15 protein-coding genes and 1 riboswitch are annotated in these 15,194 nt (G+C 68.5%); of the genes, 10 read left to right on the forward strand and 5 right to left on the reverse strand.

Annotation, left to right across the window (positions count from 1 at the left end):
• Positions 1 to 94 precede the first annotated feature (94 nt).
• The 4 genes from V5G24_RS17315 to V5G24_RS17330 all read left to right on the forward strand — a co-directional run bounded on the left by V5G24_RS17315 (position 95) and on the right by V5G24_RS17330 (position 4,713).
• On the forward strand, positions 95 to 1,936 hold the full coding sequence (locus V5G24_RS17315; protein WP_394080744.1) for a sensor histidine kinase: 1,842 nt from the start codon (positions 95 to 97) through the stop codon (positions 1,934 to 1,936).
• Positions 1,936 to 3,279, forward strand: a complete 1,344-nt coding sequence (locus tag V5G24_RS17320; RefSeq protein WP_394080742.1) for a sigma-54-dependent transcriptional regulator — start codon at positions 1,936 to 1,938, stop codon at positions 3,277 to 3,279. The genes V5G24_RS17315 and V5G24_RS17320 overlap by 1 nt, the downstream gene beginning before the upstream one ends.
• Before the next feature lie 95 nt (positions 3,280 to 3,374).
• Positions 3,375 to 3,839, forward strand: a complete 465-nt coding sequence (locus V5G24_RS17325) for a carboxymuconolactone decarboxylase family protein (protein WP_394080740.1) — start codon at positions 3,375 to 3,377, stop codon at positions 3,837 to 3,839.
• Positions 3,826 to 4,713 carry a sigma-70 family RNA polymerase sigma factor gene (locus tag V5G24_RS17330; protein ID WP_394080738.1) on the forward strand — a complete coding sequence of 296 codons (888 nt, stop codon included), beginning with the start codon at positions 3,826 to 3,828 and terminating at the stop codon, positions 4,711 to 4,713. The genes V5G24_RS17325 and V5G24_RS17330 overlap by 14 nt, the downstream gene beginning before the upstream one ends.
• A 7-nt stretch (positions 4,714 to 4,720) precedes the next feature.
• Here the strand turns inward: V5G24_RS17330 and V5G24_RS17335 are convergent, their stop codons facing one another.
• The 4 genes from V5G24_RS17335 to thiO form a co-directional block, all read right to left on the reverse strand.
• Positions 4,721 to 5,356 carry a thiamine phosphate synthase gene (locus V5G24_RS17335; RefSeq protein WP_394080736.1) on the reverse strand — a complete coding sequence of 212 codons (636 nt, stop codon included), beginning with the start codon at positions 5,354 to 5,356 and terminating at the stop codon, positions 4,721 to 4,723.
• Positions 5,357 to 5,378: 22 nt separating this feature from the next.
• A complete protein-coding gene (locus tag V5G24_RS17340) occupies positions 5,379 to 6,182 on the reverse strand; it encodes a thiazole synthase (protein WP_394080734.1) in 804 nt (267 codons plus the stop codon).
• 94 nt (positions 6,183 to 6,276) lie between these two features.
• Positions 6,277 to 6,501, reverse strand: a complete 225-nt coding sequence (thiS, locus tag V5G24_RS17345; RefSeq protein WP_394080732.1) for a sulfur carrier protein ThiS — start codon at positions 6,499 to 6,501, stop codon at positions 6,277 to 6,279.
• 2 nt (positions 6,502 to 6,503) lie between these two features.
• Entirely contained in the window at positions 6,504 to 7,715 is a 1,212-nt protein-coding gene (thiO, locus tag V5G24_RS17350) for a glycine oxidase ThiO (protein WP_394080730.1), read from the reverse strand.
• Positions 7,704 to 7,803: riboswitch (TPP riboswitch) on the reverse strand. Its footprint overlaps the gene before it by 12 nt.
• Positions 7,804 to 8,040: 237 nt before the next feature.
• Between thiO and V5G24_RS17355 the strand changes: the two genes are divergently transcribed.
• The 6 genes from V5G24_RS17355 to V5G24_RS17380 all read left to right on the forward strand — a co-directional run bounded on the left by V5G24_RS17355 (position 8,041) and on the right by V5G24_RS17380 (position 14,678).
• A complete protein-coding gene (locus V5G24_RS17355) occupies positions 8,041 to 8,646 on the forward strand; it encodes a glutathione S-transferase family protein (protein WP_394082063.1) in 606 nt (201 codons plus the stop codon).
• A 74-nt stretch (positions 8,647 to 8,720) separates the two neighbouring features.
• Positions 8,721 to 9,164 (forward strand): NUDIX domain-containing protein, encoded by a 444-nt coding sequence (locus V5G24_RS17360; protein WP_394080728.1) that lies wholly within the window; start codon positions 8,721 to 8,723, stop codon positions 9,162 to 9,164.
• Positions 9,165 to 9,305: 141 nt separating this feature from the next.
• Positions 9,306 to 10,832 carry an L-piperidine-6-carboxylate dehydrogenase gene (amaB, locus tag V5G24_RS17365; RefSeq protein ID WP_394080726.1) on the forward strand — a complete coding sequence of 509 codons (1,527 nt, stop codon included), beginning with the start codon at positions 9,306 to 9,308 and terminating at the stop codon, positions 10,830 to 10,832.
• A 91-nt stretch (positions 10,833 to 10,923) separates the two neighbouring features.
• The gene (locus V5G24_RS17370; protein WP_394080724.1) at positions 10,924 to 12,312 is read left to right on the forward strand and encodes an ethanolamine ammonia-lyase subunit EutB; all 1,389 of its coding nucleotides are present in this window, start codon (positions 10,924 to 10,926) and stop codon (positions 12,310 to 12,312) included.
• Complete coding sequence (gene eutC, locus V5G24_RS17375; RefSeq protein WP_394080722.1) at positions 12,309 to 13,094, forward strand: ethanolamine ammonia-lyase subunit EutC; 786 nt, start codon at positions 12,309 to 12,311, stop codon at positions 13,092 to 13,094. The genes V5G24_RS17370 and eutC overlap by 4 nt, the downstream gene beginning before the upstream one ends.
• A gap of 81 nt (positions 13,095 to 13,175) precedes the next feature.
• Positions 13,176 to 14,678 (forward strand): amino acid permease, encoded by a 1,503-nt coding sequence (locus V5G24_RS17380; RefSeq protein ID WP_394080720.1) that lies wholly within the window; start codon positions 13,176 to 13,178, stop codon positions 14,676 to 14,678.
• Positions 14,679 to 14,763: 85 nt separating this feature from the next.
• Here V5G24_RS17380 and V5G24_RS17385 read toward each other — a convergent pair whose 3' ends face one another.
• Positions 14,764 to 15,144 (reverse strand): hypothetical protein, encoded by a 381-nt coding sequence (locus V5G24_RS17385; protein WP_394080715.1) that lies wholly within the window; start codon positions 15,142 to 15,144, stop codon positions 14,764 to 14,766.
• Between the last annotated feature and the right edge of the window lie 50 nt (positions 15,145 to 15,194).

Raw genomic sequence — 15,194 nt, forward strand, 5'->3', positions numbered from 1 at the left:
TTCCGCCTTGCGCGGCCGCGCTCGACTTCGCGTGCGGTTTGATGCACAGTAAGCGTCACAAAAGTGCGAAAATCCGCACACAGAAGGAGACGACATGGCGGCGTTCGCGTGGCGCGCGGCAGGATGGTCGGCGACCAGGAAGCGCACCATGCGGCGGCTCGCGGGGGCGGCGCTGGTGCTCCTCGCCCTGGTCGCCGTGGATCGCCTGGCGGCCTATGTGGGCGCCCATTGGGCGCTGTCCCAATTGCGCACGGATGCTGATGCGGCGGCGCTTTTGCGGGTTGCGGTGATCCGCAGTGAGATCGAGAAGCAACGTACCTTGCCGGTGGTGCTCGCCCAAGATCCGGACGTGCGGGCGACGCTGGAACATCCTGATCCCGCACGCCTTTCCGCGCTCGACGCCAAATTCGCGGGGCTCGCGGCCGGCACGCGGACCGGCGCGATCTATTTGCTCGACGTCACTGGCCTGACCATCGCCGCCAGCAATGCGGGAACTTCGGCAAGTTTCGTGGGCTCTAATTATGCTTTTCGGCCCTATTTCCGCACGGCGATGGCGGATGGCAGCGCCGAACATTTCGCCTTCGGCACCGTGAGCCGACAACCCGGCCTCTATCTCACCCGGCGCATCGACGGGCCCTCCGGTCCCCTTGGCGTGCTGGTGGTCAAGGCCGAGTTCGAGGCCATCGAGGACCAGTGGCGCCAGTTCGCCGAGCCGACCTTCGTCACCGACGCCCGGGCGATCGTTCTGGTCAGCAGCGTGCCGGATTGGCGCTTCCGGGCGATCGCGCCCATCGCGCCGGAGCGGAGGGAGGAATTGCGGGCGAGCCTCCAGTTCGGCGATGCCACGCTCGCCCCTCTGCCGATCATCCCCGATCCCGCCATGGCGGGGCTGGTGCGGGCCACACTTCCCGGCCAGCGCAAACAGCGCCTGTTCGTGGAAGCCTCCGCCGAGGTGCCGACCACCGGCTGGACGCTGGACGTGCTCGCCCCCGCCGATGCCGCCATGAACCTTGCGACCGGCGCCGCGCGGGTGCTGGCGGTGCTCGTAACATTGCTCGGGCTCGGCCTCGGCGCCCTCGCCGTCTCCCGCCGCGCCCGGCACCTGGAGGATACGGCGCGGCAGGCGGCGGCGCGGCGCCAGCTGGAGGAGCGGGTGGCCGAACGCACCACCGAATTAAGCCGCGCCAACGCCCGCCTTCAGGACGAGATGGAGGAGCGGCGGCGCACCCAGAACGCCCTCGACGGGCTGAAGGACGATCTTGTCCAGGCGAGCAAGCTCGCGGTGCTCGGCCAGATCGCCGCCTCGGTGGCCCATGAGGTCAACCAGCCGGTGGCCGCGATCCGCACCTTCGCGGAGAATTCCGAACTCTTCCTGGACCGGGGCGATACGCAGGCGGCGCGGGCCAACCTCACCACCATCGCCGCCCTCACCGACCGCATCGGCGCCATCACCGGGGAATTGCGCGCCTTCGCCCGCAAGGCGGAAGGCCGGCTGGAGAGCGTGCCGCTGCGCGCCGCCATCGACGGGGCGCTGCTGCTGGTGGGCCATCGCCTGACCCAGCAGGCGGTCGGCATCGAGATCGCGATCGCGGACGAAAATGTGCGCGTGACCGCCGAGCGGGTGCGCTTGGAGCAGGTGTTCGTCAATCTGCTGCAAAATGCCCTTGAAGCCTTGGCCGGGCAAGCGGACGGGAAGATCCGCATCCAGGCCGAGGCCGCCGCCGAACAGGTGCGCATCGAAGTCGCGGACAACGGCCCCGGCCTGCCACCCAACGTGATGGAGGCGCTGTTCATGCCGTTCACCACCACCAAGGCGCAGGGTCTCGGGCTCGGCCTTGTGATCTCACATGACATCGTCGCCGGATTCGGCGGCACCCTCGCCGCCGAGAACCGCGACGGCGCGCGCTTCACCCTCACCTTGCCAAGGGCGCCCTGATGGACGTGGCCTTCATCGACGACGACGACATCCTGCGCGCCGCCAATGTCCAGGCGCTGATGCTGGCCGGCCTTACCGTCGCGCCATTCGCCTCCGGCGCCGCGGCGCTGGAGGCCATCGACGCCGGCTTTCCCGGCGTCGTGGTGAGCGACGTGCGCATGCCGGGCATGGATGGCCTGGAGCTGTTCCGCCGCCTGCGCAAGATCGACCCGGACCTGCCGGTGATCCTGATTACCGGGCACGGCGACATCGCCATGGCGGTGGATGCCATGCGCGAGGGCGCCTATGATTTTCTCGCCAAACCCTATCCCGGCGAGCGCCTGCTCGGCGCGGTGCGGCACGCCCGCGAGAAGCGTCGCCTGGTCCTGGAGAACCGCGAGCTGCGGCGGCGCGCGGAAGCGGCGAGCGAGGACCTGCCCTTGCTCGGCGAGACCGCAGAAATGGCGCGCCTGCGCCAGACGTTGCGCCAGCTTGCCGACGCCGATGTCGACGTGCTGGTGGAGGGCGAAACCGGCAGCGGCAAGGAAGTGGTGGCCAATGCCCTGCACCGGCTGAGCCGGCGGGCCGCCCGCCCGTTCGTGGCGGTGAATTGCGGCGCCCTGCCGGAAAGCGTGATCGAGAGCGAACTTTTCGGCCACGAGGCCGGCGCCTTCACCGGCGCCATGAAGAAGCGCGTGGGGCGCATCGAGCATGCCCATGGCGGCACGCTGTTCCTGGACGAGATCGAGGCCATGTCGCCGGCGCTCCAGGTCAAGCTGCTGCGGGTGCTGGAGGCGCGCGAGATCACCCCGCTCGGCACCAATGAAGTGCGCCGCGTGGACATCCGCGTGGTGGCCGCCGCCAAGATCAATCTCCAGGCCCTGGTGCGGCAGGGCTCGTTCCGGGAAGACCTCTATTATCGCCTGCATGTGGCGACCCTGCACCTTCCGCCGCTGCGCGAGCGGCGCGCCGACGTGGCGCTGCTGTTCGGCCATTTCCTCGCGCTCGCCTGCACCAGATTCCAGCGCGAGCCGGTGCAGATCGGCGAAAGCGTGCGCCGCCATCTCGATACCCATGACTGGCCGGGCAATGTGCGCGAGCTGGTGCATTATGCCGAGCGCGTCGCCCTCGGCCTGGTCGCAAACCCTGTTCCGCCGACGGGCTCGGGCGACCGGGCGCCCCTGCCCGAGCGCATGGAGGCGTTCGAGGCCGGTGAAATCCGCGCGGCGCTGGCGGAAAGCTGTGGCGATGTGCAGGCGGCGGTGAAGGCGCTCGGCATTCCCCGCAAGACCTTCTACGACAAGCTGCGCCGCCATGGCATCGATCAGGCAGCCTATCGAACCGGCCGGCCGGGGGCGCAATAATTTCCGGCAGGCCACATTTTTCTCGCCGGTCATGTCACACGCGGCGGCGCCATCTCGTCTTTGGGGCGTGCAGGGTGCACCATGGAGAGAAGACGATGACCACACGCCTGAAAACCCCGTTCAAGTCCGCCCCCGAGGGCATCAAGGCCTTGATGGCGCTGGAGGCCAGCTTCAAGGCCAGCGGCCTGGAACCCAATCTCATGGAGCTGGTGAAGCTGCGCGCCTCGCAGATCAACGGCTGCGCCTTCTGCATCCACATGCACGCCACCGACGCGCGCGCGCAGGGCGAAAGCGAAATGCGGCTCTACATGCTGAACGCATGGCGCGAATCCTCGCTCTACAGCGATCGCGAGCGGGCCGCCCTCGCCTGGACCGAGGCGCTGACGCTGCTCGCCCAGACCAGCGCGCCGGACGCGGATTACGCGCAGATCAAGGCCGTCTTCAGCGAGGCCGAACAAGTCCAGCTCAGCTTGCTGATCGGCGCCATCAACCTGTGGAACCGGCTGCAGGTCGGCTTCCGCGCCGCGCATCCCGTGGAGCCGGCGCGTGACGCCGCCTGACGAGGCGACCATCTTGTTCGAGGCGCACCGGCCGCGGCTGGTGCGCCTCGCCTATCGCATGCTCGGCTCGATGGCGGAGGCGGAGGACATCGTCCAGGAAGGCTGGCTACGCTGGCAGCGGGTGGACCTGGACGAGGTGCTGGAACCCTCGGCGTTCCTGAGGCGCATCATCACCCGCCTGTGCCTCGATGCCATGAAATCCGCCCGTGCCCGGCGCGAGACCTATGTTGGAAGCTGGCTTCCCGAACCGGTCGTCGAGCCGCAGGACGATGCCACGCGGCCCGATGAACTGACCCTCACCCTGATGCTCGTGCTGGAACGTCTCTCGCCCTTGGAGCGGGCGGCGTTCCTGCTGCACGACGTGTTCGGCGACCCGCTCGATGAAATCGCCACGGCGCTCGATCGGGATGCCGCGGCGGTGCGCCAGCTCGCCGTGCGTGCCCGCCGGCACGTGCGCGCCGCGCGGCTGCGCTATCCGGTGGCGCGCGAGGAGGGCGACCGCATCGCGCATGCCTTCTTCACGGCATCGAACAGCGGCGACCTCGCCGCCCTGCGCAGCCTGCTGGCGCAGACCGTGGTGCTGACAGCGGACGGCGGCGGCAAGGTGCATGCCTTCCTCAATCCGATCTTCGGCCTGGACCGGGTGCTGCGGCTATACCACGGCCTCCATCGCAAGCCGGCGGGAGAGCCGGCCTCATTCATCAAGCCGCTCTGGATCGACGGTCTGCCGGGCTATGCCAGCCGGGAACGGGACGGGGTTCTGCAAACCACCGCCTTCGAGATCGACAACGGACGCATCGTCGCCATCTACATCACCCGCAATCCGGAAAAGCTCACGGACGTGACGCGGCGGGTGCTGAAGGCGGGCTCCTGAGGCCGACCTACCGGGTTTCGCCCCCGCCTTCCGCCCAGGCGCGGCACAAGGCGCGCATCTCCCCCGCCGGGTCGGCGGCGCGCATCACGGCGCCCATGACGGCGATGCCCGCCACACCCGCCGCCTGGCACGGGCCGAGCGTATCCGGTTCGATTCCGCCGAGGGCGAGAACGGGGATGGAGGTCGCGGCAACGCGCGCCCGCAGGCCCGCTTCGCCGAGCGCCGGCCCATATCCGGGCTTGGAGCGGGTCTCGAAGGCCGGGCTGGCGATGAAATAATTGAGATGCCGGGCATCGGCCGCCGCCACCTCCGCCAGATCATGGGTGGACAGGCCGATGAGCGCATCGGCCCCGAGCCGCGTCCGCGCCTGCGCCACATCCGCGCCCGCCGGCAGATGGACGCCGTCGACGCCCGCCTCGGCCGCAAGCTCCATCGCCCCATGCAGCGTGACGCGCGCGCCGAAGGGAAAGGCGAGCGTCAGCAGGGTGCGGGCGAGCGCGATCTGTTCCGCTTCCGGCAAATCCTTCTCGCGCACGCTGATCCAGCGGCACCCGCCGTCCAGCGCCGCCGCCACCACGTGCGGCAGCGGCGCGCGCGCCTGCGTGCGGTCGGTGATCAGCAGGATGGGCGGCTGCGGCAGCATGAATCCAGCCTAGCTCAGCCCCTCAGCTGCCGACGAGGCCGAATTCCGGGCTGGAGGCTTCCGCATGCAGCTTCTTGGGGATACGCCCCGACAGCCGGGCGAGCCGCCCGCCGTCCACCGCGTACCGGAATGCGGCGGCCATGCGCACCGGATCGTGCGCCTTGGACACCGCCGTATTCAGCAGCACCGCCGCGCACCCAAGCTCCATCGCCAGCGCCGCGTCCGAGGCGGTGCCGATGCCGGCATCCAGCACCACCGGAACCGGGGACCGGGCGCAGATCAGCTCGATCATGTGCGGATTGGCGATGCCGAGCCCGGTGCCGATCATGGAGCCGAGCGGCATCACGGTGGCGGCGCCGAGATCGGCCAGCTTCTGGCAGGTGACGGGATCATCATTGCAATAAGGCAGCACGACGAAGCCACGATTGACCAGATCCTCGGTCGCCTTCAGCAGCTCTTCCACATTGGGATAGAGCAGTTCGCGATCGCCGATCACCTCCAGCTTCACCCAATTGGTCTCCAGCGCCTCGCGCGCCAATTCGGCGGTGAGCACCGCGTCCTTCGCGGTCTGGCAGCCGGCCGTGTTGGGCAGGATGTGGACCCGGCCGGACAGTAGGTCGGTCAGGCTCTCCTCATAGCTCGCGAGGCTGATGCGGCGGATCGAGGCGGTGGCCATTTCCGCACCCGAGGCGGCGAGCGCATCGAGAAACACCTTCTGGTTCGGATAGCCCGCCGTGCCCAGGAACAGGCGCGACGTGAAGCTGCGCCCGGCGATCACCAGCGGGTCGGCATTGGGGGCAGCGGCGGCGTTCAGGGAAGCATTCATGGTCATTCTCTTTGCCCGCGCGATGCGGCGGGCGCTCGTCTGTGTCTGGCAGGGCGGATCAGCCGCCCTGCTTGGCCTCTGTTTCGCGGGCGGATCAGCCGCCCTGCTTGGCCTGGATGATTTCCACCGCGTCGCCCGCGGCGAGCTTGTGCTCGGCCCAGCGGGCGCGCGGCAGGACGGCGCCGTTCAGCGCCACCGCGATGCCCTTGCGGGCCGCATCCACGCCCTTGCGGTCCAGAAGATCGGCGATGGTGGCAACCGCGAGGGTTTCGCGCGCGCCATTCACCTGGAGATCGAGCAGGGTTCCGGTTTCCATCATCCTCACTCCGCCGCCACGCGCGCCGCGAACCGCTCGGCCCCGAACGGCGCGATGAGCGGGTCGGTCCGGCCGTCCAGCACCAGGGCGCAGATGGTGGAGGTGGTCACCGGCAGCAGCAGGATGCCGTTGCGGTGATGGCCGGTGGCATGGATCAGCCCCTCCACCTCGCTCGCGCCCAGGATCGGGGCATCATCGCGGCTGCCGGGGCGGAAGCCGACCCATTGCTCGATGATGGTCAGCTCCTCGATGGTCGGCACGCAGCGCCAGGCATGGGTGAGCAGCGCCAGCTGGCCGCCGGCGGTGATGTCGGTGTCGAAGCCCTTCTCCTCCACCGTCGCGCCGATGATGAGGCGCCCGTCCTTGCGCGGCACCATATAGGTGCCCGGCCCCCACAGCACATGGGTCAGCAGGGGCGCGGCCGGATCCATGCGCAGCGCCAGCATCTGCCCCTTGATGGGGCGCACCGGAAGCGGCACGGCCGGGGCGATGGTGACCCCGCGCGACCATGCGCCCGCCGCCAGGACCACGGTATCGGCGGGATGGAACACGCCGGCGACCACGACGCCGCGCGCCTTGCCGTCGCGGGTTTCCACCCGCTCCACCTTGGCATGCTCGTGCAACACCGCGCCGGCCTTGAGCGCCGCCACCTTCAGCGCCGTAGCCGTTTGCCGGTTGTCGGCCTGATGATCCTGCGGACACCACAGCGCGCCGGCCAGTTTCGGGGCGAGATGGGGTTCCTTGCGGCGCGCCTCGGCGGCGGTCAGCCATTCCACCGGCAGGCCGAGGCTCTTTTGAAAAGCGTGCTGGTGGCGCAGCTTGGCGGCGTCATCGGCGGTGAGCGCGACGACAAGCGTGCCCTCCTCGCGCAGGCCCACATCCATGCCGCTGGCCGCTTCCAGATCCGCCGCGAAGGCAGGCCAAAGGGTCTGGCTGGCGCGGTTGAGGGCGAGCAGCCCTTCCTCTCCCGGCTCGGCTTCCGCGCAGGCGGCGAGCATGCCGGCGGCGGCATGGCTGGCGCCGGAACCGGCAAGACCGGCGTCGAACAGCTCGACCTTGCATCCCGCCTGGGCGAGACGCCAGCCGATGGCGAGGCCGATGACGCCGGCGCCGATGATGGCGACGCGTTTTCCCGCGGCATCGCTGCGGGCCGGCTCAATTTGCGAAGACACATTATTCTGGGACGATAAATTCTGGGACGATAAGCGGGTGCTCATCGGCTCCTCCCTACGCTGGAATGACCCAGACAGGTTCGATGGGTATGATCTCAGCCGCACGTGACGCGCGGCACCCCAGGCCGTCTGATACTATCACCGCTCTGCGCCCCAGCGGCAAGGAAAACTCAAAAATTCGCATCGAACCGTCACGAAGCGATGCAAGGCGTTTCGTCCCATAGCTTTTTCGCAAGCGTGCCGCAATTGCGGCACGGCGCGCACCGGCGCGGGGCCTGTGGACGGCCTGAATCATGTCGCGACCGGGCCTCGACTCGCTAAAATGTTCTTGTTATGTTCCTATCATCAAGAGGCGATTGGGAACATGGCGATGAAACTCTATTGGGCACCCCAGACCCGCGCGTTCCGCGCCTTGTGGCTGCTGGAGGAGGCCGGATTGCCCTATGAGCGCCAGTTGGTGCCGCTCGACGGGCCGTTCATCGCCTCGGCGGAGTTTCGCGCCATCAATCCCATGATGAAGGTGCCGGCGCTGGAGGATGGCGACGCGCGGATCGCCGAGAGCGGCGCCATCTGCCTCTATGTCGCGGAGAAGGCACCGGAGGCCCATCTTGCCCCCGCGATCGGCGACCCGCGCCGGGGCCGCTATCTGCAATGGCTGTTCTGGGACGCCGCCTGCATGGAAGCCGCCTTCACCCAGAAGCTCGCCGGGGTGAACCTGCCGAGCCGGGCCGCCGGCTGGGGCAGTTTCGAGCGCGTCATGGACGTGCTGGAAGCGGCGCTGGCGCCGGGACCCTATCTGCTGGGGGAACAGTTCACCGCCGCCGACGTGATGGTGGGCAGCAATGTCTGGTACGGGCTGACGCTTCTCAAGGTGATCGAGCCCCGGCCGGTGTTCACCGCCTATGTGGCACGCTGCGAGGCGCGCCCGGCGTTCCAGCGCGCCAACGCCATCGAGGCGGAGGCGCTCGCCGCGTGAGGCCGCGCGCCGGCCCTGTGCGTGGGAGGAAGGCTCCCGCTGTCAGGCGCGCGCGGACGCGCTATAAGGCGGCCATGCTGCCTCTGCTTCCGCTCATCCGGCGCGTGCGCCACGGCCTCACCCTCGGTGTGCGCACCATCGTCATGGACGACGCGCGGCGCGTCCTGCTGGTGCGCCATTCCTATACGCCCGGCTGGCATTTTCCCGGCGGCGGCGTGGATGTGGGCGAAACCACGGAAGAGGCGGCCCGGCGCGAGCTGATGGAAGAAGCGGCCGTCACCGCCGAGGGCCCGCTGGTGCTGCAGGGGCTCTATTTCAATCCGCGCGTCGGCGGACGCGATCATGTGGCCTGCTATATCGTGCCGCGCTTCTCCTTCGAAGCGCTGCCCGGCCCCAATCTGGAGATTCGCGAGGTGCGCTTCTTCCCACGCGACGCTTTGCCCGAGGATGTCACCGCCGGCACCCTGCGCCGTCTCGCCGAGATCGAAGGTGACCAGCCGCCAGATCCGCGCTGGTAGATCCGCGGGGGCAGGTCCGCGGGGGCAGGTCCGCGCCGGTCGGCCGGCCCGCGCGGACGCACCGGCCGCCCCTCCCTGCCCCGACCTCTCCTCAGTCCCCCTGTCCGCGACCCGTCGCCTTTCTCATTCGCGAGCTTTCCGATGGAAGTGACCTCCGCCCCCTCCCCCGCCGTGGAAATCGCCGCCCTGCTCGGCCGCCTCGGGATTGCGCCCGAAACCCTGCGCGGCGGCACGCTCTTGGCGCGATCGCCGATCACCGGCGAACAGGTCGCCGCCCTGCAGGAAACGCCCGATGTTGCGGCGGCGATCGGCGCGGCGCATGCGGCCTTTCTCGCCTGGCGCGCCGTGCCCGCCCCGCGCCGGGGAGAACTGGTGCGCCTGCTGGGCGAAGAATTGCGCGCCGCCAAGGCCGATCTCGGCCGCCTGGTGACGCTGGAGGCGGGCAAGATCCTCTCCGAGGGATTGGGCGAAGTGCAGGAGATGATCGACATCTGCGACTTCGCCACCGGCCTGTCGCGCCAGCTGCACGGCCTCACCATCACCACCGAGCGCCCCGACCATCGCATGATGGAGACTTGGCATCCCGTCGGCGTGGTCGGCGTGATCTCGGCGTTCAATTTTCCGGTCGCGGTCTGGTCCTGGAACGCGGCGCTGGCGCTGGTGTGCGGCAATGCCGTGGTGTGGAAGCCCTCGGAAAAGACGCCGCTGAGCGCGCTCGCCGTCCAGGCCATCTTCGCGCGCGCGGCCGCCCGCTTCGGCGATGCGCCGGCCGGCCTCTCCACTTTGCTGGTCGGCGGGCGCGAGATGGGGGAAGCGCTGGTGGAGGATGCGCGCGTGCCGGTGGTCTCCGCCACCGGCTCCACCGCCATGGGCCGCGCGGTCGGGCCGCGCCTTGCCGCACGGTTCGCCAAGGCGATCCTGGAGCTGGGCGGCAACAATGCCGCCATCGTCTGCCCCTCCGCCGACCTTGACCTCACGGTGCGCGCGGTGGCCTTCGCCGCCATGGGCACCGCCGGCCAGCGCTGCACCAGCCTGCGACGGCTGATCGTGCACGAAAGCGTTTACGAGGCGCTGCTCGCCCGCCTCAAGGCCGCCTATGGCTCGGTGCGCGTGGGCGATCCGCGCGCCCCGGAAACGCTCGTCGGCCCCCTGATCGATGAGGCAGCCGCGCAAGCCATGGCGCACGCGCTCGCGGCGGCGCGTGCCGAAGGCGGCGCGGTGAACGGCGGGGAGCAGGTCCAGCCGGCCGGCCTTTCGGGCGGCGCCTATGTGCGTCCCGCCTTGGTGGAAATGCCGTCCCAGAGTGCCATCGTGCGGGCCGAGACCTTCGCGCCCCTCCTCTACGTGCTGCGCTATAAGACCCTGGAGGAGGCCATCGCGCTTCAGAACGACGTGCCGCAGGGCCTTGCCTCCTCCATCTTCACCACCGATCTGCGCGAGGCGGAGCGCTTCCTTTCCACCGCCGGATCGGACTGCGGCATCGCCAATGTGAACATCGGCCCCTCGGGCGCCGAGATCGGTGGGGCGTTCGGCGGCGAGAAGGAAACCGGCGGCGGGCGCGAGGCCGGATCGGACAGTTGGAAGGCCTATATGCGCCGCGCCACCAACACCATCAATTACGGCGCGACCTTGCCGCTCGCCCAGGGGGTGAGCTTCGATCTGGACTGAGGCCGCGCGCTGACGACAGGCGGAAGGGATTTCTTGTAAGGCATAAATATTGCTTCATAATCGACACGTTCAGCGTGCGGGAGCCTTGTGAATGCCCTTCATCCACCGCATCGGTCCGCGCAGCTACGTGTTCGCCGACCTCAAGGATCTGATGGCGAAGGCCACGCCCCTGCGCTCCGGCGACATGCTCGCCGGCATCGCCGCGACCAGCGCGGAGGAGAATGTCGCCGCCAAGATGTGCCTCGCCGAAGTGCCGCTGAAGACCTTCCTCTCCACGGCGCTGGTCCCCTATGAGGACGACGAGGTCACGCGCCTCATCCTCGACGGGCACGATGATTCCGCCTTCGCCCCCGTCGCGAGCCTCACCGTGGGCGATTTCCGCGATTATCTGCTCTCGGATCAGGCGACGCCGGAAACCCTCGCGCGCCTTGCCACCGGCCTGACGCCGGAGATGGTGGCGGCGGTCTCCAAGATCATGCGCAACCAGGATCTGATCCTGGTGGCGAAGAAATGCCGGGTGGTCACGCGCTTCCGCAACACCATCGGCCTGCCCGGCACCATGGCCGTGCGCCTCCAGCCCAACCATCCCACCGACGATGCCGCCGGCGTTTCCGCCGCCATCCTGGACGGCCTGCTCTATGGCTGCGGCGATGCGGTGATCGGCATCAATCCCGCCTCCGACAGCCTGCCGGTGCTCGACCGGCTGCTGAAGCTGATGGATGCGGTCATCACGCGCTTCGCCATCCCCACCCAGAGCTGCGTGCTGACCCATGTGACCACCTCCATCGAGCTGATGAACCGGGGGGCGCCGGTGGACCTGGTGTTCCAGTCCGTCGCCGGGACGCAGGCCGCCAACCGCTCGTTCGGCATTGATCTTGCGGTGTTGCGCGAAGGCTATGACGCCGCCCGGTCGCTGAAGCGCGGCACGCTCGGCGCCAATGCCATGTATTTCGAGACCGGCCAGGGCGCCGCGCTCTCCGCCAATGCGCATCATGGCGTGGACCAGCAGACCTGCGAGGCGCGCGCCTATGCGGTCGCCCGCGCGTTCGAGCCGCTGCTGGTGAATACGGTGGTGGGCTTCATCGGCCCGGAATATCTCTATGACGGCAAGCAGATCATCCGCGCCGGGCTGGAAGATCATTTCTGCGGCAAGCTGCTCGGCGTGCCGCTGGGCGTGGACGTCTGCTACACCAACCATGCCGAAGCCGACCAGGACGACATGGACACCCTGCTCACGCTGCTGGCGGCGGCGGGCGTGACTTACATCATGGGCATTCCCGGCGCCGACGATGTGATGCTCAATTATCAGTCGACCTCGTTCCACGATGCCCTTTATGTGCGCGAAGTGTTCGGGCTGAAGCGGGCGCCGGAATTCGAAGCATGGCTCCAATCCATGCACATCACCGGCGCGGACGGGCGCCTTCTGCCCGCCGATGGGGGCCATCCCCTGCTGGGCTTCGTGGCGGAGCGGGCGGCATGATCGAGCGCGACCCCTGGCTCGCCTTCGCCCGACATACGCCGGCCCGCATCGCGCTCGGCCGCACCGGCGCGAGCCTGCCGACGCAGGAGGTGCTGTGCTTCGCCCTCGCCCATGCCCAGGCGCGCGATGCGGTCCACACGCCGTTCGACGCCGCCGCCGTGGAGGCGCAGGTGCGCGCGCTCGGCTTTGAGACCATGCAAATCGCCAGCGCCGCGCCGGCGCGCGACATCTATCTGCGCCGGCCCGATCTCGGCCGCCGCCTCGCCGAAGCGAGCCGTGCCGCGCTTGAAACGTCCGCCCACAACCCCGTCGATCTCGCGCTGGTGGTGGCGGACGGGCTCTCGTCCGCCGCCGTGCACGCGCAGGCCGTGCCCTTCCTCGCAGCGCTCAAGCCGTGGATCGAAAAAGAGAAATGGCGCGTCTCCCCGGTCTGCATCGCATCCCAGGCGCGGGTGGCGCTGGGGGATGAGGTGGGCGCGGCGCTCAACGCGCGGGCGGTGCTGGTGATGATCGGCGAGCGGCCCGGCCTCTCCTCGCCGGACAGTCTTGGCCTCTATCTCACCTTCGCCCCCCGCCCCGGCCGCACGGATGCGGAGCGCAATTGCATCTCGAACGTGCGAGCCGAGGGGATTTCCCACGATGCCGCCGCCTTCAAGCTGGCGTGGCTGCTGAAGGAGGCGTTGCGCCGGGAAATAACCGGCGTCGATCTGAAGGACGAGAGCGATGCGCTGCTGGAGCACGGGCGCCCGCCGCTCGCGCTTTCGGCCGCCGGCGGCGGCTGACGTTCAGGCACGGTCCTTGCTTTAAGAAATCATAGGCCGGCAACCGGCTTTCCGGTGGCCGCTGGGCAGAGGGCACGATTCATGAGCGCTCAAAAATCTTCCGGCGTCAGCTACACCACGGTCGATGTTAAATATTTCGAGCAACGCGCATTGAAGCGCCATGCCCGCGTCTGGTCGCTGTGGGCGCTGGGCGTCGGCGCGGTCATTTCCGGCCATTTTTCCGGCTGGAATCTCGGCCTCGCCTCCGGCGGTTGGGGCGGCATGTTCATCGCCGCCATCATCATCGCGATCATGTATCTCGGCCTCACCTTCTGCATCGCCGAGATGTCGCCCGCTTTGCCCCATACGGGCGCGGCCTATTCCTTCGCCCGCACCACCATGGGGCCGTGGGGCGGCTTCGTGACCGGGCTGTGCGAGAACGTGGAATATGTCATCACGCCGGCCGTGGTGGTGTCCTTCATCGGCTCCTACATGGGGTCGATCTTCGGCACGCCGCCGGAATTCCAGCCGGTCTATTGGATCTTCGGCTACATCATCTTCGTCGGCCTCAACGTGGTCGGCGTGGAACTCTCGTTCAAGGTGACGCTGGTGGTCACGCTCGCGGCGCTCGCCTGCCTGGTGGCGTTCTGGGTCAGCGCGATCCCGGTCATGGACTTCTCGCGCTGGGCGCTGAACATGGGCGTCGGGCCCGACGGCACGGCGGTGGAACTGCCCAATGGCGGCGGCCCGTTCCTGCCGTTCGGCATCGGCGGCGCGCTCGCCGCCATGCCGTTCGCGGTCTGGCTGTTCCTCGCCATCGAGCAATTGCCGCTGGCGGCGGAAGAATCCGTCGATCCCAAGACCGACATGCCCAAGGGCATCATCGCCGGCATGGCGACGCTGATCGTCTCCGCCTTCATGATCCTGTGGCTGAATTCCTCGGTGGCGAACGGCGCGTTCGGCCTGTCCACCTCGCTGGAACCCCTGCTCGACGGCTTCAAGGCCATTTACGGCACGGGCATCGCCAGCCTGCTGGCGCTGGTCGCGGTGGTGGGGCTGATCGCCTCTTTCCACACCATCATCTACGCCCAGGGCCGGCAGATCTATTCGCTCTCGCGCGCCGGCTATTTTCCCCGCAGCCTGTCCATCACCCACGGCAGCCGCAAGACGCCGCACGTGGCCATGATCGCCGGGGCGGTGGTGGGGCTCGTGATCATGCTGGCGATCTGGTTCACGCTCGGCGTGGAAGCAGGTGCGGCCGTGATCGGCGGCACGCTGCTGAACATGGCGGTGTTCGGCGCCATGCTCTCCTATGTGATGCAGGCGCTGTCGTTCATCCTCATGCGGAAGAACATGCCGCAGATCGCCCGGCCCTATGTGAGCCCCTTCGGCATTCCCGGAGCGGTGGCCACCATCGTGATCGCGCTGGTGACCATCTATTTCCAGCTGTCCGACCCCATCTATCGCGCCGGCGTCATCGGCGTGGCGATCTGGTTCGCCATCGGCATGGCCTATTTCGCCGTCTACGGGCGCCACAAGCTGGTGCTCTCGCCCGAGGAGGAATTCGCCCTCTCCAAGGGCACGGCCGAATATAAGAGCTATTGAGGCCGAGCGTCGCGAGACCATTCGCGCAAAAACACTCCCGCGGGCACGCCAAGCGGCCGCGGGAGGACGTCACGACCAAACGGGGTCAGACGTGCTCGACGGACACTACGCGATAGGTGTGCATCTCGTCATCCTCGCGGATCGAGACATATTCGCCGGGCGCGAAGGCTTCATCGCCGAAGCGGTAGCCGGACTCGTCATCCTCGTCGCCGGACACATCATAGCGGAACGCCCAGCTTCCGCCGGGCCGGCGCACCAGATGGCCGATATCGTCCGCCTCGCCGGGCCGGAAGCGCACCACCCGGCACGCGGCGCGATTGGCGTGCCACAGATCGGCGTCGATGCGGCCGTTCTCATCCAGCGGCGCGACGAAGGAATAGCCGAAATTGCGGGACCCCTCGGGGTGATCCTTTTCGCGCGCGAGTTCGAGACGGATCTCGCGGAAGGAATGAGGCAGTTGGCTCATAAAATGTCTCCTCGGGCGTTGCCCGTCGCCGATTCCGGTCTGGGCTCCTT

Origin of the sequence: Roseixanthobacter finlandensis (assembly GCF_043195105.2) — a bacterium.
Classification (GTDB): Bacteria; Pseudomonadota; Alphaproteobacteria; order Rhizobiales; family Xanthobacteraceae; genus NCEH01.